Source organism: Microbacterium sp. LWO14-1.2 (genome assembly GCF_038397715.1).
GTDB lineage: Bacteria > Actinomycetota > Actinomycetes > Actinomycetales > Microbacteriaceae > Microbacterium.
In genome coordinates this window covers 2689860-2711159 of sequence record NZ_CP151633.1, presented here as the reverse complement: position 1 = coordinate 2711159, position 21300 = coordinate 2689860, and the positions used below count along the sequence as shown (strand labels likewise).

Genomic DNA, 21300 nt, shown 5'->3' with positions numbered 1-21300 from the left:
GATGAGCGACGCTTCGACGGGCTCAGCACACGACGTGCTCGACCGCTTCACCCCCGCGACCCAGGACTGGTTCCGCGGGGCGTTCAGCGCGCCCACCCCCGCGCAGGCGGGAGCGTGGGAGGCCATCTCGGCCGGCAAGCACGCCCTCGTCGTCGCTCCGACCGGTTCGGGCAAGACGCTGTCGGCGTTCCTCTGGGCGATCGACAGCGTGTTCCGCGAGCGCATCGCGACGGAGGCGGCGCAGCCCCGGGGCCCGCAGCCGCAGGGCACGAAGCCGCAGGGCACGGCAGGGAAGAAGAAGGCGCCGAGGGATGCCGAGGCGTCGCGCACCCGCATCCTCTACATCTCCCCGCTGAAGGCGCTCGGCGTCGACGTCGAGCGCAACCTGAGGTCGCCGCTCATCGGGATCGGGCAGTCCGCCAGGCGGCTGAACATGTCCGCCCCCGCGGTGACGGTGGGCGTGCGGTCCGGCGACACCACGTCGAGCGACCGCCGCAAGCTCGTCGCCGATCCGCCCGACATCCTCATCACGACACCCGAGTCGCTGTACCTCATGCTCACGAGTCGGGCGGGCGAGACGCTGCGCGACGTGCACACGGTGATCATCGACGAGGTGCACGCGGTCGCCGCGACGAAGCGCGGCGCCCACCTCGCCGTGAGCCTCGAACGACTCGACGCGCTCCGCCAGACCCACGGCCACGACGAACCCGCCCAGCGCATCGGGCTCTCGGCGACGGTGCGGCCGATCGACGAGGTCGCGCGGTTCCTCGGCGGCGCGGCACCGGTCGAGATCGTGGCTCCCCCGGCGTCGAAGACCTTCGAGCTCGGCGTGGTCGTCCCCATGGACGACATGACGAACCCGCCTCCGCCGCCCGGCGCCGCCGCGTCCGCCGACGACGACGGCTCGGCCGAGTACACCGAGGTCACGGGGTCGATCTGGCCGCACGTCGAAGAGGCGATCGTCGACCGCATCCTGCAGAACAGCTCGACGATCGTGTTCGCCAACTCGCGGCGCCTCGCCGAGCGTCTGACGGGTCGGCTGAACGAGATCTACTCCGAGCGCATCGGCGTCCCCCTCCCCGAGGCGACCGTCCCGGCGGGCATGATGGCGCAGGCCGGTGCCACCGCGGGCGCCGACCCCGTGCTCGCCAAGGCCCACCACGGCTCCGTCTCGAAGGAGCAGCGCGCCCAGGTCGAAGAGGAGCTGAAATCCGGTGTGCTGCGCTGCGTCGTCGCCACGAGCAGCCTCGAGCTCGGCATCGACATGGGCGCGGTCGACCTCGTCATCCAGGTCGAGGCCCCGCCGTCCGCGGCCTCCGGCCTGCAGCGCGTCGGCCGAGCCGGCCACCAGGTCGGCGAGATCAGCCGCGCGGCCCTCTTCCCCAAGCACCGCGGCGACGTGCTGCACACCGCGATCGTCACGGAGCGGATGCTGGCGGGCAAGATCGAGGCCATCCAGGTGCCGCGCAACCCGCTCGACATCCTCGCGCAGCAGACCGTCGCGGCGAGCGCGCTCGGCGCCATCAGCGTCGAGGAGTGGTTCGAGACCGTCCGGCGCTCCGCCCCGTTCCAATCGCTGCCCCGGTCGGCGTACGAGGCGACGCTCGACCTGCTCGCCGGGCGCTTCCCCTCCGACGAGTTCGCCGAGCTGCGGCCGCGACTCGTGTGGGACCGCGACGCGGGAACGCTCACCGGTCGACCGGGCGCGCAGCGCATCGCCGTCACGAGCGGTGGCACGATCCCCGACCGCGGACTCTTCGGGGTCTTCGTCGCGGGCGAGAGCACCGGCGCACGTGTCGGCGAGCTCGACGAGGAGATGGTCTACGAGTCCCGCGTCGGGGACGTGTTCACCCTCGGCACCACCAGCTGGCGGATCGCCGAGATCACGCACGACCGCGTCAACGTGATCCCCGCCTACGGGCAGCCGGGCAAGGTGCCGTTCTGGCACGGCGACGGCATCGGCCGCCCGTTCGAGCTCGGCGAGGCGCTCGGCAGGTTCTCGCGCGAAGTGTCGTCGGCGAGCCCCGAGAAGGCCGCCCAGCGACTGATCGACGCCGGCCTCGACGAGCAGGCCCGCGCCAACCTCATGGCGCATCTCACCGAGCAGCGCGAGGCGACCGGTACGCTCCCCACCGACCGCACGCTCACGGTCGAGCGCGGTCACGACGAGGTCGGCGACTGGCGCGTCATCCTGCACTCGCCGTACGGCATGAAGGTGCACGCGCCGTGGGCGCTCGCGATCAACGCCCGCGTCCGCGAGCGCCTGGGGGTCGAGGGGTCGGCGGTCGCGAGCGACGACGGCATCATCGTCCGGCTTCCCGACGCCGAGTCAGAGCCGCCGGGTGCCGAGCTGTTCGTGTTCGACCCCGACGAGCTCGAACAGCTCGTCACGCAGGAGGTCGGCGGCTCCGCGCTGTTCGCCTCCCGTTTCCGCGAGTGCGCGGCGCGCGCGCTGCTCATGCCCCGCACGAACCCCAACCGCCGCACGCCGCTGTGGCAGCAGCGGCAGCGGTCGGCCCAGCTGCTCGAGGTGGCACGCCGGCATCCGACCTTCCCGGTCATCCTCGAGACCCTCCGCGAGGTGCTGCAGGACGTCTACGACCTGCCCTCGCTGCGCCGTCTCGCCACCTCGATCGCCGACCGCAGCATCCGTCTCGTCGAGACCCAGCCCGGCCAGCCCTCCCCCTACGCCCGCGACCTGCTGTTCGGCTACGTCGGCGCGTTCATGTACGAGGGCGACTCGCCGCTCGCCGAACGCCGCGCCGCCGCACTGTCGGTCGACCCGGCGCTGCTCGGCGAACTGCTGGGCACGGTCGAGCTGCGCGAACTGCTCGACCCCGCCGTCATCGCGCAGTTCGAACGCGAAGCGCAGCGCCTCGACCCCGAGCGTCGCGTGCGCGGCCTCGAGGGCGTCGCCGACCTGCTGCGGATGCTCGGACCGATGGATGCCGATGAGGTGGCCCTCCGTCTCGAACCCGCGACGGAGACAGCGACCGCGACAGCAGAGACTGCCCCCGCCGCCCCTGCGACGCGGGAGCCCGCGCACGCGACGCGGGAGGAGGCCGCCGCGCACCTCGATGCCCTCGTCGCCGCGCGACGCGCGATCCCCGTGACCATCGCCGGCGCGACCCGCATCGCGGGGATCGAAGACGCCGGCAGACTGCGCGACGCGCTCGGCGCGGCGCTGCCCACCGGCATCCCCGTCGCCTTCCTCGAACCGCTCGCCGACCCGCTCGGCGACCTCGTCGCCCGGTACGCCCGCACCCATGGCCCCTTCACGACGGACGCCCTCGCCGCCCGCCTCGGCATCGGAGCCGCGGTCGCCCGGCACACCCTGCAGCGGCTCGAGCACGCCGGACGTCTGACGAGCGGCTACTTCCTGCCGGAGGCGTCCGGCACCGGCACCGAGATGGAGTGGTGCGACACCGAGGTGCTGCGGCGGCTGCGCATGCGCTCGCTCGCCGCGATCCGCGGCAGCGTCGAACCGGTCTCCCCCGAGGCGTACGCGCGCTTCCTCCCGGACTGGCAGCACCTCAACCGCCCTGCGGAGGGCCTCGACGGGGTGCTCACGGTGATCGAGCAGTTCGCCGGAGTGCCGGTGCCCGCGAGCGCCTGGGAGTCCCTCGTGCTCCCCTCCCGGGTGCGCGACTACTCCCCCGCCCTGCTCGACGAGCTCACTGCGGCGGGCGAGGTGATCTGGTCGGGCCACGGCACCCTCCCGGGTCGCGACGGGTGGGTGTCGCTGCACCCCGCCGACCTCGCGCCGTTCACGCTCCCCGAGCCCGACGACGAGATCGCCGCGGATTCCCTCGAAGCTCGGGTGCTCGACGCCCTCAGCGCGGGAGGCGCGTACTTCGCCTCGCAGCTCCGCGACATGGCGGGGGCCGAGAACGAGCAGTCCGTGCTCGAAGCCCTCTGGTCGCTCACCTGGTCGGGGCGGGTCACCAACGACACGTTCGCTCCCATCCGGTCGCTGCTCGCCGGCGGCTCGCAGGCCCACCGGGTGACGCGCCGCGCCCCGCGCACCCGCGCGTACCGGGGCATGTCTCTCGCCCGCTCGACGCCGCGACCGGCATCGAGCGGCGGGCGCTGGTCGCTCCTGCCGACGATCGAGACGGATGCCGCGCGCCGCGCGACCGTCACCGCGGGGCTCCTGCTCGACCGCTACGGCGTCGTGACGAGGGGCGCCGTGCAGAGCGAGGGCGTTCCCGGCGGTTTCGCCCAGACCTACCGGGTGCTGGCGGGATTCGAGGAGGCCGGTCACTGCCGCCGAGGGTACGTGATCGAGAAGCTCGGCGCCGCCCAGTTCGCGGCCTCCGCGACCGTCGACCGGCTCCGCACCTTCGCCGGCCTCGCCGACCCGCCGCCTCTCACCGCGTCGACCCTCGCGGCGACCGACCCGGCGAACCCGTACGGCGCCGCGCTCGGCTGGCCCAAGCGGGCCGACGTGTCGCACCGACCGGGTCGCAAGGCCGGCGGCCTCGTCGTTCTCGTCGACGGCTCGCTCGTGCTGTACCTCGAGCGCGGCGGCAAGACGGTCCTGTCGTTCAGCGACGACCCCGACGTGCTGCGCGCTGCCGCCGCCGACCTGGCCGCGACATCGCGCGCCCGCCGCCTCGACACCCTCACGGTCGAGAAGGTCGACGGAGACGGCGTCTACGGCACGGCGCTCGCCACCGCCCTGCAGGAGGCGGGCTTCGTCGCCACCCCGCGCGGTTACTCGCTGCGCAAGGCGATCTGAGCCGCCCTCAGCCAGGTCGCCGCGTCAGCGACGTGCCCTGCAGCGACGCCTGCACCTGGAACGACATGACGTCGGGGAGGTATCGGTCGTCCCCGGTCTCGATCGCCCGGCCGTCGGCCGCATAGCTCACCCGTCGCACCCGCAGCAGCGGACTCGACCGCCGCACGTCGAGCAGCCGTGCGTCCTCGCTGGGCGCGGCGATCGCGTCTATCGAATGCTCTCCGTGCACCATGCGCACACCGTGCTGCGACTCCAGGGCGCCGACGACAGAGGGCTCGTCCGCGGGCAGCGCCTCGATCAGGGGCGCGATCCACGGCGGATACGCCGTGCGCTCCAGCATCACGACGCGCCCGTTCAGGGTCCGCAGCCGCACGACCTCCAGCACCTCGGTCTGGCCGTTCCCGCCGCCGTGCCCGCGCAGCGTGCGCAACTCCGTGGGCGTCGCAGGACGGCGCTGCTGTGCCACGACCCGTCCGCCCGGTTCCATGCCCCTGCTGCGCGCCCACTGCGCGAACGACCGCACTTCCGAGAACCTCTGGCTCAGGGCGGCCGTGCGCACCAGCCACCCCGATCCGCGGCGCGGTGCGATCGCACCCTGCCGCGCCATGAGCACGAGCGCGTTGCGCACCGTGCCGCGCGACACCGCGAAGGTCTCGGCGAGCTGGGCCTCCGCGGGCAGCATGCCGGTGGCGTCGAAGTCGCCGTCGGCGATCCGGATCGTCAGGTCGCGGGCGATCTCGCGGTACCGGTGCACGGCTCGCTCCCCTCTCGCGTCGCCGGGCTCGGGTTCCAGCGCATCAGGCGTCAGCGTAACCCCGCGTTCGCACTCCGCCCCGCGGCTCAGGGCCGAGACGTGCACACGTGCACGCACCTGTTCGGAGGGTTTCCCTCTCCGTCTCCCTGCCGTTCACCCGCCGTTCGCCGGAGCGCCCCGGCGCGGCCTCCTCCTCGCGAGCGGATGGAGTCGGCGGTCCGGTCGGGATCGACGCGACCGGAGGAGGATGATGTCGGGCGAGCACTCTGCCGGATGGGCCGTGCTGAGCGACATGGACGGCACGCTCCTCGACACCGAGAGCACCTGGCTCCGTGTGGTCGAGCGGTTCGTGCACGATCACCTGCCGTCGGGACGCGAGAGAGCGGATGCCGAGGACCTCGTCGCGGCATCCGAAGGGCTCGACCTCGTCCGCACCGCCGCGCTGCTGCGCGATCGGCTGGACCTGCGGTCCGACGTCGACGCCGTCGCGCACGCGCTCGACCGCCGAGCACTGGCGGCCTACGGAGACGAGGTCTCCTGGCTCCCCGGCGCACGGCGGCTGCTGGCGGAGCTCGCGGCGGCCGGCATCGCGCTGGCGCTCGTGACCTCGTCGCCGCGGCACTGGGTGGAGCATTTCGCGCAGCAGGTCGACCTGTCGCCCTTCCGTGCGTCGATCACCGCCGACGACACCCCGCGCACGAAGCCCGCACCCGACCCCTACCTGCTCGGCGCGAGCGCCCTGGGGATGCCGCCGGAGCGCTGTCTCGTGCTCGAGGACTCGGCGGTGGGCGCCGCGGCCGCCGTCGCCGCCGGCTGCCCGACGCTCGTCGTCGGAGATCTCGACCGCGTCGTGCCGCCGGGGGTGCACCGTGCGGCATCCCTCGCGGAGGTCGGCGTGACGACCCTGCTCGCGATCGTGGGAACGCCCGTCTCCTAGGCTGGACGCATGATCCGCGAGTTCGGTGAAGGCGTCCGCATGCTCTTCCGCGGCTTCGGCACGTGGCGGCGGCGCCCCGGACTCATGGCGCTCGGCCTCGTGCCGGCCGTCATCGCGGGCGTACTGCTGCTCGCGGCGCTGATCCCTCTCGCGTTCTCGCTGTGGACGATCGCCGACTGGGCCACACCCTTCGCCGACGGATGGGCCGAGCCGTGGCGCGACCTGTTCCGCGGGGTCGTCGGCATCGTGCTGTTCGCGGCCGCTCTCGCCCTCGCCGGTGCGGTGTTCAGCGCGCTGGCGCTCGCGATCGGCGACCCGTTCTACCAGCGCATCTGGCGCGCGGTCGAGACCGACCTCGGCGACCCGCCCGCGTCCGACGGCGGCGGGTTCTGGTCGGCGCTGGGCGAGGGCATCCGCCTGGTCCTGCTCGGCGTGCTCGTCGCGATCGTGGTGCTGCTGCTCGGCCTCATCCCGCTCGTCGGCGGCATCCTCGGGCCGGTCTTCGGCGTGCTGCTGTCGGGGCGCGTGCTGGCTCGCGAGCTCACCGGGCGAGCCTTCGACGCCCGCGACCTCTCCCCCGCCGATCGAGCCGCGCTGTTCCGGGGCAGCCGCGCCAGGGTCCTCGGGTTCGGCGCGGCCACCCAGCTGTGCTTCCTCGTGCCCGGCGGCGCGGTCGCGGTCATGCCGGCGGCCGTGGCCGGGGCGACGGTGCTCGCGCGCAGCCTGCTCGAGCGCACGCCGATCGCGGCGGCCGCGCACCCGCCGGCACCTCACCCCCCGACACCTCACCCGCCGACACCTCACCCCTCGACACCTCACCCGCCGACCGGGAGCGCCTGATGCCCGAGGGCGACACCGTCTTCCGCACGGCCCGCCGTCTCGAGGAGGCCATCGTCGGCGCCGAGGTGACGCGCTTCGACCTGCGGGTCCCGCGCTTCGCGACGGTGGACCTGACCGGGCAGCCCGTCGTGGCCTCGGTCGCCCGCGGCAAGCACCTGCTGCTGCGCATCGGCGAGACCACCCTGCATTCGCATCTGCGCATGGACGGCGCCTGGCTGGTCTACCGGCAGGGCGAGAAGTGGCGGCATCCGGCGTTCAAGGTGCGCGCGATCGTGGGCACCGCCGAGCGCGACGCGGTCGGCATCGACCTCGCCGAGATCGAGGTCGTGCCGACGCGCGACGAGGAGGAGCTCGTCGGCTACCTCGGTCCGGATCCGCTCGGCGCGGACTGGGATGCCGTGGAGGCCGCGCGCCGCGTGAGCGCCGACGTCCGCAGCATCCACGTCGCCCTGCTCGACCAGCGCAATGTCGCGGGATTCGGCAACGAATACGCGGCTGAACTGCTGTTCCTGCGCGGCGTGCTGCCGACGACGCCGGCCCCCGAGGTCGACGTGCCCGCGCTGCTCGCGCTGGGTGTGCGCACGATCAGGGCGAACCGCGACCGCCGCCACCGCACCTTCACGGGCGTCGATCGGCCGGGTCAGGGCACGTGGGTGTACGGGCGCGCCGGCCGCCCGTGTCGACGATGCGGCACGCCGATCAGGAAGGGCGAGCTCGGCGCCGATCCCACCCGCGAGCGCATCACGTTCTGGTGCCCCATCTGTCAGCGATGATGTCAAGCCCCCATCCATTCCGGGGAATGAATCCGAACATCCTGTGGTTGTTGATATATCCGGAGGTCTCCGGAACACGGGAGGAACAGTGGGCAAGAACTACGTCGACATCGAGAACGACCAGGGAGCGACGCTGCGATACCGCAAGCACGCGAACGGTCGGGGTCTCGTCGCGCACGGCGCGAAGGTCCATCCGAAGGCGCACATCGAAGCGGGCGCCTACATCGAACCCGGTGCCCGAGTGGGCGCGGGGGCGACCATCGCCCGCGGCGCATGGATCGAACCGGATGCCGTGATCGGCGAGGGTGCGCACATCGAGGCGCACGCGCACATCGGAGAGGGCGCGGCCGTGGGCGACCACGCGCACATCGGCGTCCGCACCGAGATCGGAGCCGGAGCACGCATCGTCCGCGGTGCTCGCATCGGCGACGACGAGACGGTGGCCGCGGGGCTGACCATCGCGACGAACCCGAAGGGGCTCTGGCTCGCCGCCTGAGCGGGTCACCTTCTGCGGCCTTGGCGAGCTTTCGCGGCCTCACCGCGCGAGCGTGGCCGCAGAAGTCACTCCGTACCGCAGAGCTCCCCGCCGCGGCGACGAGCGCGGCGCGGGTACCCTGGAGCGCATGGGCACCCAGGGACGACGACCGCCGCGCGGCTCCGGCAAGGGCACGCCCGCACGACGGAACAAGGCCGCCCCCGCACAGCGCTTCCCTCCGCCCAAGCCCCCACGCAAGACCGCGAAGGTGGTCTTCGACGCGGCGGGCGAGGCTCCGGAAGAGCCGCGCACGTTCCGCCTCGGCGCGGTGCCGGGAGCCACCCCCGGCAAATGGATCGACGCGTGGAAGCAGCGGATGCCGCACGTGCCGCTCGAGCTCGTGCCGATCGCGGTCGCCGAGCAGCGCGCGGCTCTCGACGCCCTGGACGCGGCGATCGTGCGCCTGCCCCTCGCGGATGATCGTCTGCACGTGATCCCGCTCTACGAGGAGACTCCGGTCGTCGTCGCGGCCGTCGACTCGCACCTGCAGGCCGCCGACGAGCTGACGCTGGCTGACCTGGCCGGCGAGGTCGTGATCCCGCTCTCCGACGACGCCCTCGGACCGATCGACGTGCCAGGCGCCGTCGCGCCGCGCTTCTCCGCGGTGACGACCGCCGACGCGATCGCCACGGCCGCCACCGGCACGGGCGTCGTGATCGTGCCGATGTCTCTCGCGCGCCTGCACCACCGCAAGGACGTCGACCACCGTCCGCTCGTCGACGGTCCGACCTCGCCGGTGGCGCTCGCATGGGTGCGCGACCGCACCACCGACGACGTCGACATGTTCATCGGCATCGTGCGGGGCCGCACGGCGAACTCCTCCCGGTGACGGCCGCGTCGGGCCGCGCCCACACCGATCGTTAGACTCGCGTGGTGGTCTCGCTTCTCTATGTCTGCGTGCGCCCCGAGCTCGGGGCAGCGGATGCCGAGCACGCCTCGTTCCGGCGGGCGCTCGGCGTCGACGTGGTCGACCGCCTCGACCTCCTCGCGGATCGCCTCGACACCGTCGATCTGAGCCGGTACCGCGGCGTCGTCGTCGGCGGTTCGCCGTTCAACGTGACCGACGCGACCAAGTCGAGCGGACAGCTGCGGGTCGAGGCCGACCTCGAGACCCTGGCGCGGCAGGCGATCGACGGGAGCATCGCGGCGTTCTTCACGTGCTTCAGCATCGGGGTCGTGACGAGGATGCTGGGCGGCGAGGTCACGACGTCGACGCCCGAGGCGGCGAGCGCGACCGTGATCCGCACGACCGTCGCGGGTGACTCCGATCCGGTGTTCGGGCCCAGCGCTCCTGCGCTCACGGTGTTCACGGCGCACAAGGAGAGCGCGGTCGCGCTGCCCGCCGGTGCCGTGCTGCTCGCCACGAATGAGGCGTGCCCGGTGCAGGCCTACCGCGTCGGGTCGCACCTCTACACGGCGCAGTTCCACCCCGAGCCCACACCCCGTGACTTCGCCGACCGCATGACGTTCTACCGCACGACCGGATACTTCGACCCCGAGGAGTTCGACATCGTGCAGCGCCAGGTGCTCGCGGCATCCGTCACCGAGGGTGCGGCGCTGCTGCGGCGCTTCGCGGAGACGTTCGCGGACTGACGCGACCCGCCCCTGGTCGTCGAGCGAGCGCAGCGAGACGATACGCAGTGACCGCGGTCAGCCGCGGAGGAGCTCGATGCGCTCGCGGAGATATGCCTGCAGCGGCATCCACCCTCCGGCGCTGCTCCAGTGCACGGACGCCACCCCGTCGACGACGGCGAGCGGACCGGATGCCCCGCCGGCGTCCACCGCCTCCACGTCGATCACCGACCACCCGACGTGCGCGACCTCGCCCTCGGCGAATCCGCCGCGCAGCGCCTCGGCGCGTCTCTCGGCCCGCTCGCGAGCCGACTCGGCCGTATAGCCGCGGCGCCCGGGGTCGGCGGCACGCAGCACCTCGGCCGTCGCGAGCGTGAGCGTGTCGGTGAGCAGCAGCACGCCCAGGTGCCAGGCATCACCGATCCGCACGATGCGCCGACCGCGCCAGCGCGAGACGCGCTCCTCGCCCAAGCCCTCGCGCGGAGCGCCGACGAGCGCGGCTCGCGCCTCGGCGAGCAGCTGCGATGCGGGCGGCGCGACCTCGTCCATCCCTCCAGGGTAGGGCCGCGATTCGCCCGGGGACCCGCAGGCACGGCAGAATCGATGCACACCCCGAGGAGTCCCCATGCCCCAGCCCGACACCGCCCGCCTGCTCATCGCCTGCGACGACCAGCCCGGCATCGTCGCCGCCGTCGCCGGCGTGCTCTCCCGGCACGGCGCGAACATCATCTCGCTCGATCAGCACTCGACCGACTCCGAGGGCGGACGCTTCTTCCAGCGGACCGTGATCCACCTGCCGGGTCTCTCCGCCGCCCGCACGGCCCTCGAAGCGGATCTCGCCGAGGTCGCCGAGCGCTTCGGCATGGAGTGGTCGCTGCACGACACGGCGCGCCGCAAGCGCGTCGCGATCTTCGTCTCGAAGTACGACCACTGCCTCATGGAGCTGCTGTGGCGCACGCAGCGCGGCCAGCTCGACATCGACATCACCATGGTCGTCTCGAACCACCCCGACCTCGCCGAGGCGGTGCGCTCGTTCGGCGTGCCGTTCGTGCACATCCCCTCGGGCGACAAGCAGGTCATGGAGGAGCGTCAGCTGGAGCTGCTGCGCGGCAACGTCGACCTCGTGGTCCTCGCCCGCTACATGCAGATCCTCACCGACGACTTCATCGAGCGACTCGAGGCGCCGGTGATCAACATCCACCACTCGTTCCTGCCGGCCTTCATCGGCGCGAACCCGTACGCACGGGCCAAGGAGCGCGGCGTCAAGCTCATCGGCGCGACCGCGCACTACGCGACGGCAGACCTCGACGAGGGGCCGATCATCGAGCAGGACGTCACGCGCGTCACGCACTCCGAGTCCGCGGCCGAACTGCAGCGTCGCGGCGCCGACGTCGAGCGCCTGGTGCTCGCCAGGGCCGTGCAGTGGCACGCCGAGGACCGCGTGATCGTGCACGGCCGCTCGACCGTCATCCTCTAGCCGTCGCGCGCTGTCACGAAGACGCGGCTGCGCGTTCGATCACGTCGATCGCGAGGCCCCGCGACGCCGCGAGCAGCCGCCGGTCGTTGGTCCAGAGCTCTGTGCAACCCGCCAACTGCGCCGCGGCGAGGTGCACGGCGTCCGGGGTCTTGATGCCGAAGTCCGCCCGGAGCTCCGCCGCACGAACGAAGACCGCCTCGTCGAGCGGGATGCTCTGGAGATGGTCGAAGAGCGCCAGGTACCGGTCGCGCACCTCGAGGTTCCGCTCTCGGAGGGGCAGGACGAGGCACTCCTGCAGCGCGAGCGGGCTCGACGCCACCGTCTCCTCGGTGTCTCCGAGCAGGCGGCGGATGCCGTCGCCACGGGGCCCCGCGTCCTCGAGCGCGAAGATCAGGATGCAGGAGTCGAGGTAGATCATTCCCAGGCGTCCCGGCTTTCGGCGATCTGCGCGTCGATGTCTCGGGAGAGGCGCGAGAGCCGCGGCGGGAGGGGCGCGGAGTCGATCCACTCCACGAGCAGTCGTCCGCTCTGGACGACGTCGACGGGACCGATCGGCACGATGCGGGCCACGGGAGTCCCGCGTCGGGTGATGACGACGTCTTCGCCGCTCTCCGATTCCGCGATCAGCCGCGACAGGTTGTTCCTGGCGTCCAGAACGTTGTGGGTCGACATGTGCGCATTCTAGCCAGGTACCTAGCCAGACGTGTCTCCGTCGGCGTGCGGCACTCCGGCGAGCAGTTCAGCGAAGGCCTCCGACGCCGTGCGCGACTGCGCGAGCGATGCGGCCTGGCCCATCCACAGCGACTGCAGCTCGCCGAGCCCCTGCTCGTTGGCGACCGCGCGGAACCGGCCCGTCAGCCAGTTCTGCATCGGGAACGGCGCGATCATGCCGCCCGCCTCGATCGCGCGCACGGCACGGTTGCGCGCTCCGCGGGCGAGGCGGCCGCTCATCGCCCTCGTGAGCACCGTTCCCTCGGCCGCAGTGGCCCGGATCGCGTCGCGATGCGGGTCCGTGGTCGCCGATTCCGCGGTCGCGAGGAACGCCGTGCCGACCTGCACGCCCGAGGCGCCGAGGGCGAACGCCGCGGCGACCCCTCGACGATCGGCGATGCCGCCCGCCGCGATCACGGGGACCTGCACCGCGTCGACCACCTGCGGCACGAGCGCGATCGTGCCGACCAGCGACTCCTCGGCGGGTTTCAGGAACGACACCCGGTGACCTCCGGCCTCGAGGCCCGTGGCGACCACGGCATCCACTCCCGCATCGGCGAGCGCGACCGCCTCGGCGACCGTGGTCGCGGTGCCGACGACGCGGATGCCGCGGCGTCGCGCCTCGTCGATCATCTCGCCCGACGGCACCCCGAACACGACGCTGAGCACGGGCGGCGCGGCGTCCCAGATCGCGTCGAGCTGCTCGTCGAGCGGCGGCAGGTAGCGCTCCGGACGGGCGGGCACGTCGAGCCCCACGGCCTCGAAGAACGGCTGCAGCGCCTGCGCGAAGACCGTGTGCTGCGGGTTCGGCAGGGCCTCGTCTCCGGTGGGCAGCCAGATGTTCACCGCGAAGGGGCGCGCGGTCGCCTCGCGCAGCTGCGCCACCGTCTTCCGGATGCGGTCGCCGTCGAAGCCGTAGAGGCCGAAGCCGCCGAGGCCGCCCGCTTCGCTCACCGCGGCGGTCAGCGCCACCGAGGAGAGCCCACCGAACGGACCGAGGACGATCGGATGCTCGATCCCGAACAGGGCACGCAGATCACTCATGCTCCGAGGCTACGCCCGCAGCGGACGGACGGCTCGCGCCCGGCATCCGTCCGATCACCGATGCTACGCTCGCCCTGAGGGAGGCGCGCATGAGCGAGTGGTTCAGCCAGATGCTGTCGTTCGTCGCGTCCGCGCTCGGACTCATCGCCGTCCCGGATGCCGCTGCGCTCGGGCTCGCGATCGCCGTGATCGCGCTCACCACCCTCACGATCGCCGTCGCGCTGAGCGTCGCCCCGCCGACGCCGCGCACCGCCCCGCACCCGCTGCGGGCCATCGATGTGTCGACCCTGCTCGGGCAGAGCGATCCGGATGCCGCGGGGCATCCGCGTCCGCGTGCGCCGGGAGTCGCCGCCGCCGCGTAGTCCGTCTCACGTACGGGACCGCGCGGCTTCCGCCGACCCCTCCCGACACACGAACGGACTTCCATGGACATCTTCGCCTTCCCTCCCCTCGCCGCCCTGCTCGACGCCGCCTACGGCGCGCTGGCCGGCCTCGCCACCCTCGTCGAACCCGTCGCCGGTGCATCCGCCGCCGCGCTCGCGGTCGTGCTCGTCACCCTGCTCGTGCGCGCCCTGCTCATCCCGGTCGGGGTGTCGCAGGCGAAGGCCGAGCAGGTCAGGGCGCGGCTGGCCCCTCGTCTGCGCGACCTGCAGAAGCGCCACAAGAAGAACCCCGAACGGCTGCAGAAGGAGATGATGGAGCTCTATCGCTCCGAGAACACCTCGCCGTTCGCCGGCATGCTGCCGGTGCTCGCGCAGGCGCCCGTCGTCGGCCTGATCTACACGCTGTTCCTGCGTCCGGAGATCGCCGGGCATCCGAACGACCTCCTCACGCACGACCTCTTCGGCGCGCCGCTGGGCACGAGCCTCGTGTCGGCGGTCTTCGGAGGCACGGCGACGCTCGAGACGTTCCTCGTGTTCGGCGTGCTGCTCGCGATCATCGTCGCGGTCGCCGAGGTCTCACGGCGCGTCTTCCGCCCGGTGCCGGTCGAGGGCGCGGAGGAATCCCCGCTGAACTCCCCGGCTATGATGCGCGTTGCCGGTGCGCTGCATTACCTCACGGCGGTGTTCGCGGCGTTCGTACCGCTCGCCGCGGCGCTCTACCTCACGGTCACCGTGGCGTGGACGCTCGTGCAGCGGATGCTGCTGCGTCGCCGCTATCCGCTGCCCGTGCCCGTCGCAGCCCGCTGACGGCGTCGACCCGCCCCGGTCAGCCCGGGAGCGGGTCGTCGCTCAGCAGGCCCATGAGGATGGCATCGACCCATTCGTCGTCCCAGCGCAGCGCGTGCCGTGCGCGACCCTCGACGCGGAAGCCGATCTTCTCGTACGACCTCTGCGCGCCGCCATTGAAGCTGTAGACCTCGAGCGAGATCCGGTGCAGGCCGACCACAGCGAAGGCCCACTCGACGACGGCGCGCCCGGCTTCGGTGCCGTACCCCTGCCCCCGGTGCTCCGGCGCTGCGAGCGCGATGCGATAGTTCATCGCCAGGTCGTCGACTTCGAGGTCGTTCAGCACGACCTCTCCCAGGAAGGCGCCGTCCGACGCTCGGATGATCGCGAAGTCGGCGCGGTCATCCGCACCGGGCAGACGGTCGAGGTGAGCGCGGACCTGCTCATCCGTGAACGACTCTCGCGTGCCGGTGAGGCGCATCGCTTCGCTATCGCCGAGCGAGGTCAGTACGTCGTCGAGGTGCTGCGGCCCGAGCTGTTCGAGACGCAGACGCGGAGTGCGCAGGGTCGGCTGTTCGCGGAGGCGTCGTTCGATCATCACGGTCCATCGTGACACGACGCGACACCATCAGCCGTTCTCAGTCCGGCAGCGGGATGGGGGCCGTGAAGGGGCCGTCCTCGTCGCGACGCCGCTGACGCCGGACGCCCAGGGTGGTGCCGACGCTGGCGAGCACCACCAGGGCGACGGCCAGCATCCGCAGGGGCGTCGCCGACTGCCCCAGCACGAGCCAGCCGGCGAGGGTCGCGAACGCGGGCTCCAGGCTCAGCAGCACACCGAACACGCGCTGCGGCAGTCGGCGCAGCGCCGCGAGCTCGAAGCTGTACGGGATGACCGACGACAGCACGGCCGTGAGCGCGGCGAGCAGCAGGAGGTTCACATCGCCGGCCACCGTGACGGCGGCGGGGACCCCGACGGGGATGAGGAGGACCGCCGCGACGACGAGCCCCATCGCGAGACCGCCGCTGCCGGGGATCACGGCCCCTACCCTGGCGCTCATGCGGATGTACATGATCCAGAACCCCGCTGCCACGAGCACGAACAGGACGCCGAGGGGGTCGAGGGGCTCGGCTCCGACCAGGCCGTCGACGGCGAGCAGCGCCATGCCGATCAGGGCGACCCCGACCCAGGCGGCGTCGGCGAGCCGTCTGGTGAGGATCGCGGCCAGCACGAGCGGGCCGAGGAACTCGATCGCGACGGCCGGACCGAGCGGGATGCGGTCGATCGCCGCATAGAAGAACGCGTTCATGGCGGCGAGCGAGAACCCGAAGAGGACGGCGGCCGTCCACTGACTGCGCGTCCACCGACGCGGCCGCGGACGCACGATCACGACGAGCAGCAGCGCGGCGATCGCGACGCGCATCGACGTGACACCCCAGGGGCCGAGCACGGGGAAGAGCTGGGCGGCGACCGCGGCGCCGAAGGGCAGAGACAGGCACGACCCGATGACGAGGGCCACGCCGACCAGGGGGCGGGACGACGCTGACTGCTGCACCACCCAAGCCTAGGGCTCGGATGCCGCGGGCGATCGCCGGGAAGCGAGCCCCCGGGGTGGTCGGGAAGAGACCCGGGCCACGGCGCCGTCCACCGTGGCCCGGGCGCCTGGGTCAGAGGTGCTTGCCTCCGGTGACGGGGAGCACGGCTCCCGACGTGTACGACGCGTCGCCCGATGCGAGGTACACGTAGGCGCCGGCGAGCTCGGCCGGCTGACCCGCGCGGCCGAGCGGGGTGTCGTCGCCGAACGTGTTGAGGCGCTCCTCGTCCCACCCCGTCGCCGGGATGAGCGGCGTCCATATCGGGCCAGGCGCGACGGCGTTGACACGGATTCCGCGTTCACCCGCCTCCTCGGCGAGCGCCTTCACGAACGCGACCTGCGCGGCCTTCGTCATGGCGTAGTCGATGAGACCGGGAGACGGCTGGTACGCCTGCACGGAGGCCGTGACGATGATGCTCGATCCCGGCGCGAGGTCGGGGTAGGCGGCGCGCGCGGTGTACAGCATCCCGATCAGGTTCGTGTCGAACACGCGCCGCATGCGCTCGGTGCTGAGGCTGTCGAAGCTCTCGATGTCGTGCTGGTACGCGGCGTTGAGCACGAGGATGTCGAGGCCGCCGAGAGCGCTCCTGGTGCGGTCGACGATCTCAGTCGCGAACGCCTCGTCGCGCACGTCGCCGGCGAGGCTCAGCCCCTGGCGTCCTTCCGCTCGCACGAGCGCGAGGGTGTCGTCGGCATCCTGCTGCTCCTCGGGCATGTGCACGATCGCGACGTCGGCGCCCTCTCGCGCGTAGGCGATGGCGACCGCGCGGCCGATGCCCGAATCGCCACCCGTGATGAGCGCGCGCCGACCGCCGAGGCGGCCGTGACCGATGTAGGTGTCCTCACCGTGGTCGGGGTCGGGGCGGGTGTGCTCGGTGAGTCCGGGCTGATCCTGCTCCTGCCCGGGGAATCCTTCTTCGCGGTGCTCGCTGCGGGGGTCGGTGGTGTTCTCGGCCATGGCGCTGTCGCTCCTCTCGATGGGTGTCCATCGAGACTCTCGGCCGAGACCTGCAGGGGGCAGGGGGTTGACAACGCCCGCCCGCGCCATGGATCACGCGACGCGGCTCACACGACGCCGGTCACACGGGAGGCGCGGCGGCGACCTCTCCCGTCGAACCGGGCGTCCCGGGGCCGTCCTGCGGCTCGGGGACGAGGTAGAGGCCACCCGGCGAGTTCGCGGTGAAAGCCAGCGCCTCGATCCACGCGCGGTTGATCGTCGGCTGGCGGCTGCCGAAGTACTTGAAGACGAGGGAGCTGCCCGGCTGCATCCACACGGTCGTGCGTCCGCCGCCGACGCTCGCGTCCTCGCGCCAGCTGAACGGGAACGGCTCGGCCCGACGGAGCTTCGCCGTGATCACGAGCTGCAGGTGCGTGAGCGCCCGGTCCTCGATCTCGCTCTTGACGCTGCCTTCGTAGATGAACTTTCCCATCCCGCCCTCTCCTGTCCGCATGGCACGGTCTCTCCCCACGATACGCCTGTCGCCCGGGGGCGTTCCGGCGTACCGTGCCGGTATGGGACTGATCTATTACGACGGCACCGACAACCCGATCCACATCGAGGACCGTGCCCTGGCTCATCTCAAGGTCGTGATCGCCACGAAGCTCCGCCGCAACGAGAGCTTCACGCTCAGCTGGGCGCACCCCGAGGGGCAGCCTCCGGGGCGCACCACGATCTGGCTGCATCCGTCGATCCCGTTGCGCTTCGTGTTCGACCACCCCGAGCCGGTCGACCTGCGCGCGGACTGGATCACGGCGATGGCGAACTCCGCGAACAGCAGCGGGGGCATCACGCTCCTGGGCGAGGATCTGGTACCCGCGGCAGAGCTCACGGCCGCGGGTGGAGCGGCGGGAGACCACGCCGACGGAAGTCAACCCCCTGACAGCGACGGGCGCACCGCGTAGGGTCGAATTCTCGACCCGAGGAGGCCAAGACCATGAACGCACGGCACATCGACGACCGCTCCGACGAGGGCTACGCGCCCACCACCACGCACGCCGAGTTCGGCGCGGGGAATCCTCGCCTCCGCGTGACCCGCGACGACGAGCGGTCGGAGTTCGCGCTGGAGTCCGACGTCGTACGCATCGGCTCGGCCGCCGACGCCGACCTGCGCCTCGCCGACGCCGACCCCGTGCACGCCACCATCACCCACGACGACCGTGACGAGTACGTGCTCGAGCTGCACGGCGAGGGCGAGATGAACTCGAACCCGGATGCCGACGCGACCCACCCCGGCGAGCGCAGCCAGACCCTGCGCACCGGCGCCCGCTTCACGGTCGGCCCGTGGACCCTGGTGTACGCGCGAGACGAGTTCGCCGATCACGGGCGCCCCTACGGCGGACGCCTCGGCGGGGAGTACTCCGACCAGCCGCTGCAGCCGCCGCGCCCCGACTACTCCGACGAGGCGACCATCGAGTCCGAGGCCCCGACGCACGAGGACTCCGCCGACCAGGTCTGAGCGGGCACACCGACGGGCGCCCGCTCACTCCGACTCCGTGGAGGAGGCCTGATCCGGCTCGCCGACCGGCTTCGATTCGGCCGAACCGCGCTGGCGGAGGTAGATCGAGAAGGCGACCATGGTGCCGACCGCGAGGAACTCCGACTGCCAGTTCTGCAGCGTGCGGTCCCAGAAGTCCGATGAGACGACGTAGTCGAGCCAGGTGACCGAGGGCGCGCCGTGCATGGCGTTCTCGGAGTTCATCACGACGGTCCCCGCGAGCGACTGCGCGAACCATGAGAGCACGAAGACGGCTCCCATGACGATGAGCAGAGAGTTGCCGTAGAGCACGGTGCGGAGACCGCCCAGGCTGGCCCACCTCGGCGAGTCGGGACGGGCGTGATCGCCGACGAGCTGGTCGGCATCGCTTCCCGGCCCCTCGTCGCCCGGACGCTTCGACTCCGGCGAACCGCGCTGGACCAGCCAGATCGTCGCGGCGATGAAGAGGAAGAACTGCAGGAACTCGGACTGCCAGTTCTCGGCGACGTCGACGAGGAAGTCCGATGAGGTGACGAACTCGACGAACCCGATGCGGGGCATCCCGTGGTCGGTCAGTTCCCCGTCATTGCGCAGATAGCCGGCGACCGACTGCCCGAGCAGGGCGAGCAGGAAGAGGGCCAGGAAGAACAGGCTCAGTCCGTTGTCGCGGATCGCTCTGCGCATGGTCATCGTCCTCCCAGCGGGGTGACGATCATCACCGTCAATCCCCCTGCGATCAGCCCTGCCCAGGTCCAGAACATCGCTCGCATACCGGCCGACTGCCGGGTCCGGGCATCCGCATCGTCAGAACTCATGGTCGCCTCCGTTCATCCTGTCGTCACGATCGGCTGCGGGACGGACCTCCGGGAGGGCCTTGACGAACGCCCCGGTCGTTGTCAATCCCCACTCGCCCGCCCGGACGGCGCCTCTAACGTCGGGATCACGCCTCGAGAGCATCAGCGCCCGGGGCGCGATCGACCGAGGAGGAGCAGGACCATGACCACTGTGCGAGACTTCACGACACCCGAGGCCCGTGTCACCGGGGCCCGCCGCACCGAGGGCTTCGCGCGGTGAGCGCGGTCGACGAGGCGCTGCAGCGACTGGGCGAGCTCGCCGCCGAACGAGGACTCCGCGTCGCGGTGGTCGAATCCCTCACCTCCGGGCGCCTGGCCAGCACGGTCGGCGCTGCGGAAGGGGCCGGAGACTGGTTCGCGGGCGGAGTCGTCGCGTACCTCACCGACGTCAAGGAGCGGGTGCTGGGCCTGACTCCCGGCACCGATCCCGTCTCGGCGACCTGCGCGGAGCAGCTCGCCGACGGCGCGAGACAGCTGTTCGACGCCGATCTCAGCATCTCGACGACGGGCGTCGGCGGACCGGGGCCCGACGGCGGACACCCGGCCGGCACCGTCTATCTCGGCTGGGCGACGCCGGACGGCATCGGACACCGGATGCTGGCGCTCACCGGCGAGCCGGAGGAAATCCTCGACGAGACGGTCGAGACCGCCGTGCGTCTGCTCGCCTTCCACGCCGAGGGTCTTCGCGCCGCCGGACCACGCCGCGGGGTCGCCGTTGAGTGAGCCGTGTCAGCGCCCGGGGACGAGGCCGATGCGCAGCGGCGCCCCGGGACCTGATGCCGCGGCGAGCGCCTCGTCGACTCCGGTGAGCGGACGCACCTCGCCCACGGCATCCGCGAACGGATAGGCGCGCCCACGTCCGGCGAGGAAGGCGACGGCCTCGACGAGGTCGTCGCCGGTGTAGTTGTGCACCCCGGCGACGGTCACGAGCCGGCGGACGATGCTCTCGGCGTCGAACGGCACGGGGTCGGCGGGGAAGACGCTGCCGACCAGCACGACCGTGCCTCCCGTCGCGACTCCGGCGAGCGCGTCGGCGACGGCATGCCCCGACGCCTCGATCACGATCTCGGGCTCACCCTCCAGCCGCGTGGCGCCGAAGCGTGCGGCGAGCGCTCGACGCGCAGGGTTCGGATCGAGCACCTCGACGACGGCTCCCTGCTCGACCGCGATCGCCGCCGCGGTCAGTCCGACGAGACCCGCGCCGTGGATGCGCACCGCCGCGCCGTCGAGGTCATGGTCGCGGGCGGCCCTCGCCACCGCCGCCCAGGCGGTCGCCGTGGCGCACGATGCGGGCGCGAGCACCGACGCCGGCAGCGACTCCGGCGCACGGACGATCGCCGTGCCGCCGCGCACCTGCACGTGGCTCGCGAAGGCGCCGGTGAGATCGCCGTGCACGCCGACGCGGTCGTGACCGTACTTGGTGAGCGTGCGGCACTTCTGCGTGAGGCCGCGCGCGCAGCGGTCGCACGAGCCGCACGAGACGGTCACCGACCACACGACGCGGTCGCCGATGCGCAGCGGGGCCCCGTCGACCGTGGTCGCACCGGAGTCGCCGGTCGCGATCACGCGGCCGACGCTCTCGTGCCCGAGCACGAGCGGCACCGGCGCGGAACGGCGCCCCTGCACGGTGTGCACGTCGGAGCCGCAGATCGTCGAGAGCTCGACGGCGACGAGCACGTCGTCGTCGCCGAGGGCCACACCGGGCACGGCGATGGTCTCGTGCGGGTGCCCCTCGCCGATCCAGACCATGGCCGTGGCGGCAGGTCGGAGCGCGACGTCGCGGCGATGGCCGGGAGGACGGATCAGCAGCGTGCCCATGTCGTCCCC

Annotated in this window: 25 protein-coding genes; 13 read left to right on the top strand and 12 right to left on the bottom strand. The window is 72.3% G+C overall.

The genetic code is table 11. The annotated features are described in order from the left end of the window. Nucleotide 1 precedes the first annotated feature (1 nt). Nucleotides 2–4741: an ATP-dependent helicase gene (locus MRBLWO14_RS12985; protein ID WP_341933576.1), complete on the top strand. Its 4740-nt coding sequence runs from the start codon at nucleotides 2–4 to the stop codon at nucleotides 4739–4741. Between the two features lie 7 nt (nucleotides 4742–4748). On the opposite strand, the gene MRBLWO14_RS12980 is transcribed toward MRBLWO14_RS12985, so the two are convergent. Continuing rightward, nucleotides 4749–5495, bottom strand: coding sequence for a GntR family transcriptional regulator (locus MRBLWO14_RS12980; RefSeq protein ID WP_341933575.1), 747 nt, complete (start codon nucleotides 5493–5495; stop codon nucleotides 4749–4751). A 250-nt stretch (nucleotides 5496–5745) separates the two neighbouring features. Here MRBLWO14_RS12980 and MRBLWO14_RS12975 point away from each other — a divergent pair, with 250 nt between their 5' ends. From MRBLWO14_RS12975 to MRBLWO14_RS12950, 6 genes are all read left to right on the top strand, one after another. Beyond that, nucleotides 5746–6432 carry an HAD family phosphatase gene (locus tag MRBLWO14_RS12975; RefSeq protein ID WP_341933574.1) on the top strand — a complete coding sequence of 229 codons (687 nt, stop codon included), beginning with the start codon at nucleotides 5746–5748 and terminating at the stop codon, nucleotides 6430–6432. Nucleotides 6433–6441: 9 nt separating this feature from the next. Next, on the top strand, nucleotides 6442–7272 hold the full coding sequence (locus MRBLWO14_RS12970) for an EI24 domain-containing protein (protein ID WP_341933573.1): 831 nt from the start codon (nucleotides 6442–6444) through the stop codon (nucleotides 7270–7272). Continuing rightward, complete coding sequence (locus MRBLWO14_RS12965) at nucleotides 7272–8045, top strand: DNA-formamidopyrimidine glycosylase family protein (RefSeq protein ID WP_341933572.1); 774 nt, start codon at nucleotides 7272–7274, stop codon at nucleotides 8043–8045. The genes MRBLWO14_RS12970 and MRBLWO14_RS12965 overlap by 1 nt, the downstream gene beginning before the upstream one ends. A gap of 88 nt (nucleotides 8046–8133) precedes the next feature. Then, nucleotides 8134–8541, top strand: a complete 408-nt coding sequence (locus MRBLWO14_RS12960; RefSeq protein WP_096715048.1) for a DapH/DapD/GlmU-related protein — start codon at nucleotides 8134–8136, stop codon at nucleotides 8539–8541. Between the two features lie 127 nt (nucleotides 8542–8668). Next, the gene (locus tag MRBLWO14_RS12955) at nucleotides 8669–9409 is read left to right on the top strand and encodes a LysR family transcriptional regulator substrate-binding protein (protein ID WP_341933571.1); all 741 of its coding nucleotides are present in this window, start codon (nucleotides 8669–8671) and stop codon (nucleotides 9407–9409) included. Between the two features lie 44 nt (nucleotides 9410–9453). Beyond that, on the top strand, nucleotides 9454–10173 hold the full coding sequence (locus MRBLWO14_RS12950) for a GMP synthase (RefSeq protein WP_341933570.1): 720 nt from the start codon (nucleotides 9454–9456) through the stop codon (nucleotides 10171–10173). 57 nt (nucleotides 10174–10230) lie between these two features. Here the strand turns inward: MRBLWO14_RS12950 and MRBLWO14_RS12945 are convergent, their stop codons facing one another. After that, nucleotides 10231–10701: a glutaminase gene (locus MRBLWO14_RS12945; RefSeq protein ID WP_341933569.1), complete on the bottom strand. Its 471-nt coding sequence runs from the start codon at nucleotides 10699–10701 to the stop codon at nucleotides 10231–10233. A 76-nt stretch (nucleotides 10702–10777) separates the two neighbouring features. Here MRBLWO14_RS12945 and purU point away from each other — a divergent pair, with 76 nt between their 5' ends. Further along, complete coding sequence (gene purU / locus MRBLWO14_RS12940) at nucleotides 10778–11629, top strand: formyltetrahydrofolate deformylase (RefSeq protein WP_096715045.1); 852 nt, start codon at nucleotides 10778–10780, stop codon at nucleotides 11627–11629. Between the two features lie 13 nt (nucleotides 11630–11642). Here the strand turns inward: purU and MRBLWO14_RS12935 are convergent, their stop codons facing one another. From MRBLWO14_RS12935 to MRBLWO14_RS12925, 3 genes are read right to left on the bottom strand one after another with little or no spacing between them, the layout of a single operon-like run. Then, nucleotides 11643–12047 (bottom strand): type II toxin-antitoxin system VapC family toxin, encoded by a 405-nt coding sequence (locus tag MRBLWO14_RS12935; RefSeq protein WP_341933568.1) that lies wholly within the window; start codon nucleotides 12045–12047, stop codon nucleotides 11643–11645. Next, nucleotides 12044–12301: a type II toxin-antitoxin system prevent-host-death family antitoxin gene (locus MRBLWO14_RS12930; RefSeq protein ID WP_341933567.1), complete on the bottom strand. Its 258-nt coding sequence runs from the start codon at nucleotides 12299–12301 to the stop codon at nucleotides 12044–12046. The genes MRBLWO14_RS12935 and MRBLWO14_RS12930 overlap by 4 nt, the downstream gene beginning before the upstream one ends. 21 nt (nucleotides 12302–12322) lie before the next feature. Next, complete coding sequence (locus MRBLWO14_RS12925) at nucleotides 12323–13384, bottom strand: nitronate monooxygenase (protein ID WP_341933566.1); 1062 nt, start codon at nucleotides 13382–13384, stop codon at nucleotides 12323–12325. An 89-nt stretch (nucleotides 13385–13473) separates the two neighbouring features. Between MRBLWO14_RS12925 and MRBLWO14_RS12920 the strand changes: the two genes are divergently transcribed. Together MRBLWO14_RS12920 and yidC are read left to right on the top strand one after the other, a co-directional pair. Beyond that, complete coding sequence (locus MRBLWO14_RS12920) at nucleotides 13474–13746, top strand: DUF6412 domain-containing protein (protein WP_341933565.1); 273 nt, start codon at nucleotides 13474–13476, stop codon at nucleotides 13744–13746. Between the two features lie 63 nt (nucleotides 13747–13809). Continuing rightward, nucleotides 13810–14574, top strand: a complete 765-nt coding sequence (yidC, locus tag MRBLWO14_RS12915) for a membrane protein insertase YidC (RefSeq protein WP_341933564.1) — start codon at nucleotides 13810–13812, stop codon at nucleotides 14572–14574. Nucleotides 14575–14593: 19 nt separating this feature from the next. On the opposite strand, the gene MRBLWO14_RS12910 is transcribed toward yidC, so the two are convergent. The 4 genes from MRBLWO14_RS12910 to MRBLWO14_RS12895 all read right to left on the bottom strand — a co-directional run bounded on the left by MRBLWO14_RS12910 (nucleotide 14594) and on the right by MRBLWO14_RS12895 (nucleotide 17575). Beyond that, nucleotides 14594–15151: a GNAT family protein gene (locus MRBLWO14_RS12910; RefSeq protein WP_341933563.1), complete on the bottom strand. Its 558-nt coding sequence runs from the start codon at nucleotides 15149–15151 to the stop codon at nucleotides 14594–14596. 40 nt (nucleotides 15152–15191) lie between these two features. Beyond that, complete coding sequence (locus tag MRBLWO14_RS12905; protein WP_341933562.1) at nucleotides 15192–16106, bottom strand: EamA family transporter; 915 nt, start codon at nucleotides 16104–16106, stop codon at nucleotides 15192–15194. Between the two features lie 112 nt (nucleotides 16107–16218). After that, complete coding sequence (locus MRBLWO14_RS12900; protein ID WP_341933561.1) at nucleotides 16219–17103, bottom strand: SDR family oxidoreductase; 885 nt, start codon at nucleotides 17101–17103, stop codon at nucleotides 16219–16221. A 121-nt stretch (nucleotides 17104–17224) separates the two neighbouring features. Further along, a complete protein-coding gene (locus MRBLWO14_RS12895) occupies nucleotides 17225–17575 on the bottom strand; it encodes an ATP-dependent DNA ligase (RefSeq protein ID WP_341933560.1) in 351 nt (116 codons plus the stop codon). An 82-nt stretch (nucleotides 17576–17657) separates the two neighbouring features. On the opposite strand from MRBLWO14_RS12895, the gene MRBLWO14_RS12890 reads away from it, so the two are divergent. Together MRBLWO14_RS12890 and MRBLWO14_RS12885 are read left to right on the top strand one after the other, a co-directional pair. Further along, nucleotides 17658–18047, top strand: a complete 390-nt coding sequence (locus MRBLWO14_RS12890; protein WP_341933559.1) for a hypothetical protein — start codon at nucleotides 17658–17660, stop codon at nucleotides 18045–18047. Between the two features lie 32 nt (nucleotides 18048–18079). Beyond that, nucleotides 18080–18601 carry an FHA domain-containing protein gene (locus MRBLWO14_RS12885; protein WP_341933558.1) on the top strand — a complete coding sequence of 174 codons (522 nt, stop codon included), beginning with the start codon at nucleotides 18080–18082 and terminating at the stop codon, nucleotides 18599–18601. A gap of 24 nt (nucleotides 18602–18625) precedes the next feature. Here MRBLWO14_RS12885 and MRBLWO14_RS12880 read toward each other — a convergent pair whose 3' ends face one another. Both MRBLWO14_RS12880 and MRBLWO14_RS12875 read right to left on the bottom strand, forming a co-directional pair. Beyond that, entirely contained in the window at nucleotides 18626–19303 is a 678-nt protein-coding gene (locus MRBLWO14_RS12880) for a DUF6766 family protein (protein WP_341936196.1), read from the bottom strand. Between the two features lie 2 nt (nucleotides 19304–19305). Further along, complete coding sequence (locus MRBLWO14_RS12875) at nucleotides 19306–19434, bottom strand: hypothetical protein (protein ID WP_341933557.1); 129 nt, start codon at nucleotides 19432–19434, stop codon at nucleotides 19306–19308. A 255-nt stretch (nucleotides 19435–19689) separates the two neighbouring features. Here MRBLWO14_RS12875 and MRBLWO14_RS12870 point away from each other — a divergent pair, with 255 nt between their 5' ends. Beyond that, on the top strand, nucleotides 19690–20196 hold the full coding sequence (locus MRBLWO14_RS12870; protein WP_341933556.1) for a CinA family protein: 507 nt from the start codon (nucleotides 19690–19692) through the stop codon (nucleotides 20194–20196). Nucleotides 20197–20202: 6 nt separating this feature from the next. On the opposite strand, the gene MRBLWO14_RS12865 is transcribed toward MRBLWO14_RS12870, so the two are convergent. Continuing rightward, nucleotides 20203–21291, bottom strand: a complete 1089-nt coding sequence (locus MRBLWO14_RS12865) for an alcohol dehydrogenase catalytic domain-containing protein (protein WP_341933555.1) — start codon at nucleotides 21289–21291, stop codon at nucleotides 20203–20205. Between the last annotated feature and the right edge of the window lie 9 nt (nucleotides 21292–21300).

Excerpts from the sequence above, each read along its gene's own strand:
- MRBLWO14_RS12965 (WP_341933572.1), top strand. The coding sequence starts at position 7,272 with ATGCCCGAGGGCGACACCGTCTTCCGCACGGCCCGCCGTCTCGAGGAG.
- MRBLWO14_RS12935 (WP_341933568.1), bottom strand. The coding sequence starts at position 12,047 with ATGATCTACCTCGACTCCTGCATCCTGATCTTCGCGCTCGAGGACGCG.
- purU (WP_096715045.1), top strand. The coding sequence starts at position 10,778 with ATGCCCCAGCCCGACACCGCCCGCCTGCTCATCGCCTGCGACGACCAG.
- MRBLWO14_RS12890 (WP_341933559.1), top strand. The coding sequence starts at position 17,658 with ATGGGACTGATCTATTACGACGGCACCGACAACCCGATCCACATCGAG.
- MRBLWO14_RS12975 (WP_341933574.1), top strand. The coding sequence starts at position 5,746 with ATGTCGGGCGAGCACTCTGCCGGATGGGCCGTGCTGAGCGACATGGAC.
- MRBLWO14_RS12910 (WP_341933563.1), bottom strand. The coding sequence starts at position 15,151 with ATGATCGAACGACGCCTCCGCGAACAGCCGACCCTGCGCACTCCGCGT.
- MRBLWO14_RS12880 (WP_341936196.1), bottom strand. The coding sequence starts at position 19,303 with ATGCGCAGAGCGATCCGCGACAACGGACTGAGCCTGTTCTTCCTGGCC.
- yidC (WP_341933564.1), top strand. The coding sequence starts at position 13,810 with ATGGACATCTTCGCCTTCCCTCCCCTCGCCGCCCTGCTCGACGCCGCC.
- MRBLWO14_RS12930 (WP_341933567.1), bottom strand. The coding sequence starts at position 12,301 with ATGTCGACCCACAACGTTCTGGACGCCAGGAACAACCTGTCGCGGCTG.
- MRBLWO14_RS12925 (WP_341933566.1), bottom strand. The coding sequence starts at position 13,384 with ATGAGTGATCTGCGTGCCCTGTTCGGGATCGAGCATCCGATCGTCCTC.
- MRBLWO14_RS12985 (WP_341933576.1), top strand. The coding sequence starts at position 2 with ATGAGCGACGCTTCGACGGGCTCAGCACACGACGTGCTCGACCGCTTC.
- MRBLWO14_RS12875 (WP_341933557.1), bottom strand. The coding sequence starts at position 19,434 with ATGAGTTCTGACGATGCGGATGCCCGGACCCGGCAGTCGGCCGGTATG.
- MRBLWO14_RS12945 (WP_341933569.1), bottom strand. The coding sequence starts at position 10,701 with ATGGACGAGGTCGCGCCGCCCGCATCGCAGCTGCTCGCCGAGGCGCGA.
- MRBLWO14_RS12895 (WP_341933560.1), bottom strand. The coding sequence starts at position 17,575 with ATGGGAAAGTTCATCTACGAAGGCAGCGTCAAGAGCGAGATCGAGGAC.
- MRBLWO14_RS12865 (WP_341933555.1), bottom strand. The coding sequence starts at position 21,291 with ATGGGCACGCTGCTGATCCGTCCTCCCGGCCATCGCCGCGACGTCGCG.
- MRBLWO14_RS12900 (WP_341933561.1), bottom strand. The coding sequence starts at position 17,103 with ATGGCCGAGAACACCACCGACCCCCGCAGCGAGCACCGCGAAGAAGGA.
- MRBLWO14_RS12970 (WP_341933573.1), top strand. The coding sequence starts at position 6,442 with ATGATCCGCGAGTTCGGTGAAGGCGTCCGCATGCTCTTCCGCGGCTTC.
- MRBLWO14_RS12885 (WP_341933558.1), top strand. The coding sequence starts at position 18,080 with ATGAACGCACGGCACATCGACGACCGCTCCGACGAGGGCTACGCGCCC.
- MRBLWO14_RS12920 (WP_341933565.1), top strand. The coding sequence starts at position 13,474 with ATGAGCGAGTGGTTCAGCCAGATGCTGTCGTTCGTCGCGTCCGCGCTC.
- MRBLWO14_RS12955 (WP_341933571.1), top strand. The coding sequence starts at position 8,669 with ATGGGCACCCAGGGACGACGACCGCCGCGCGGCTCCGGCAAGGGCACG.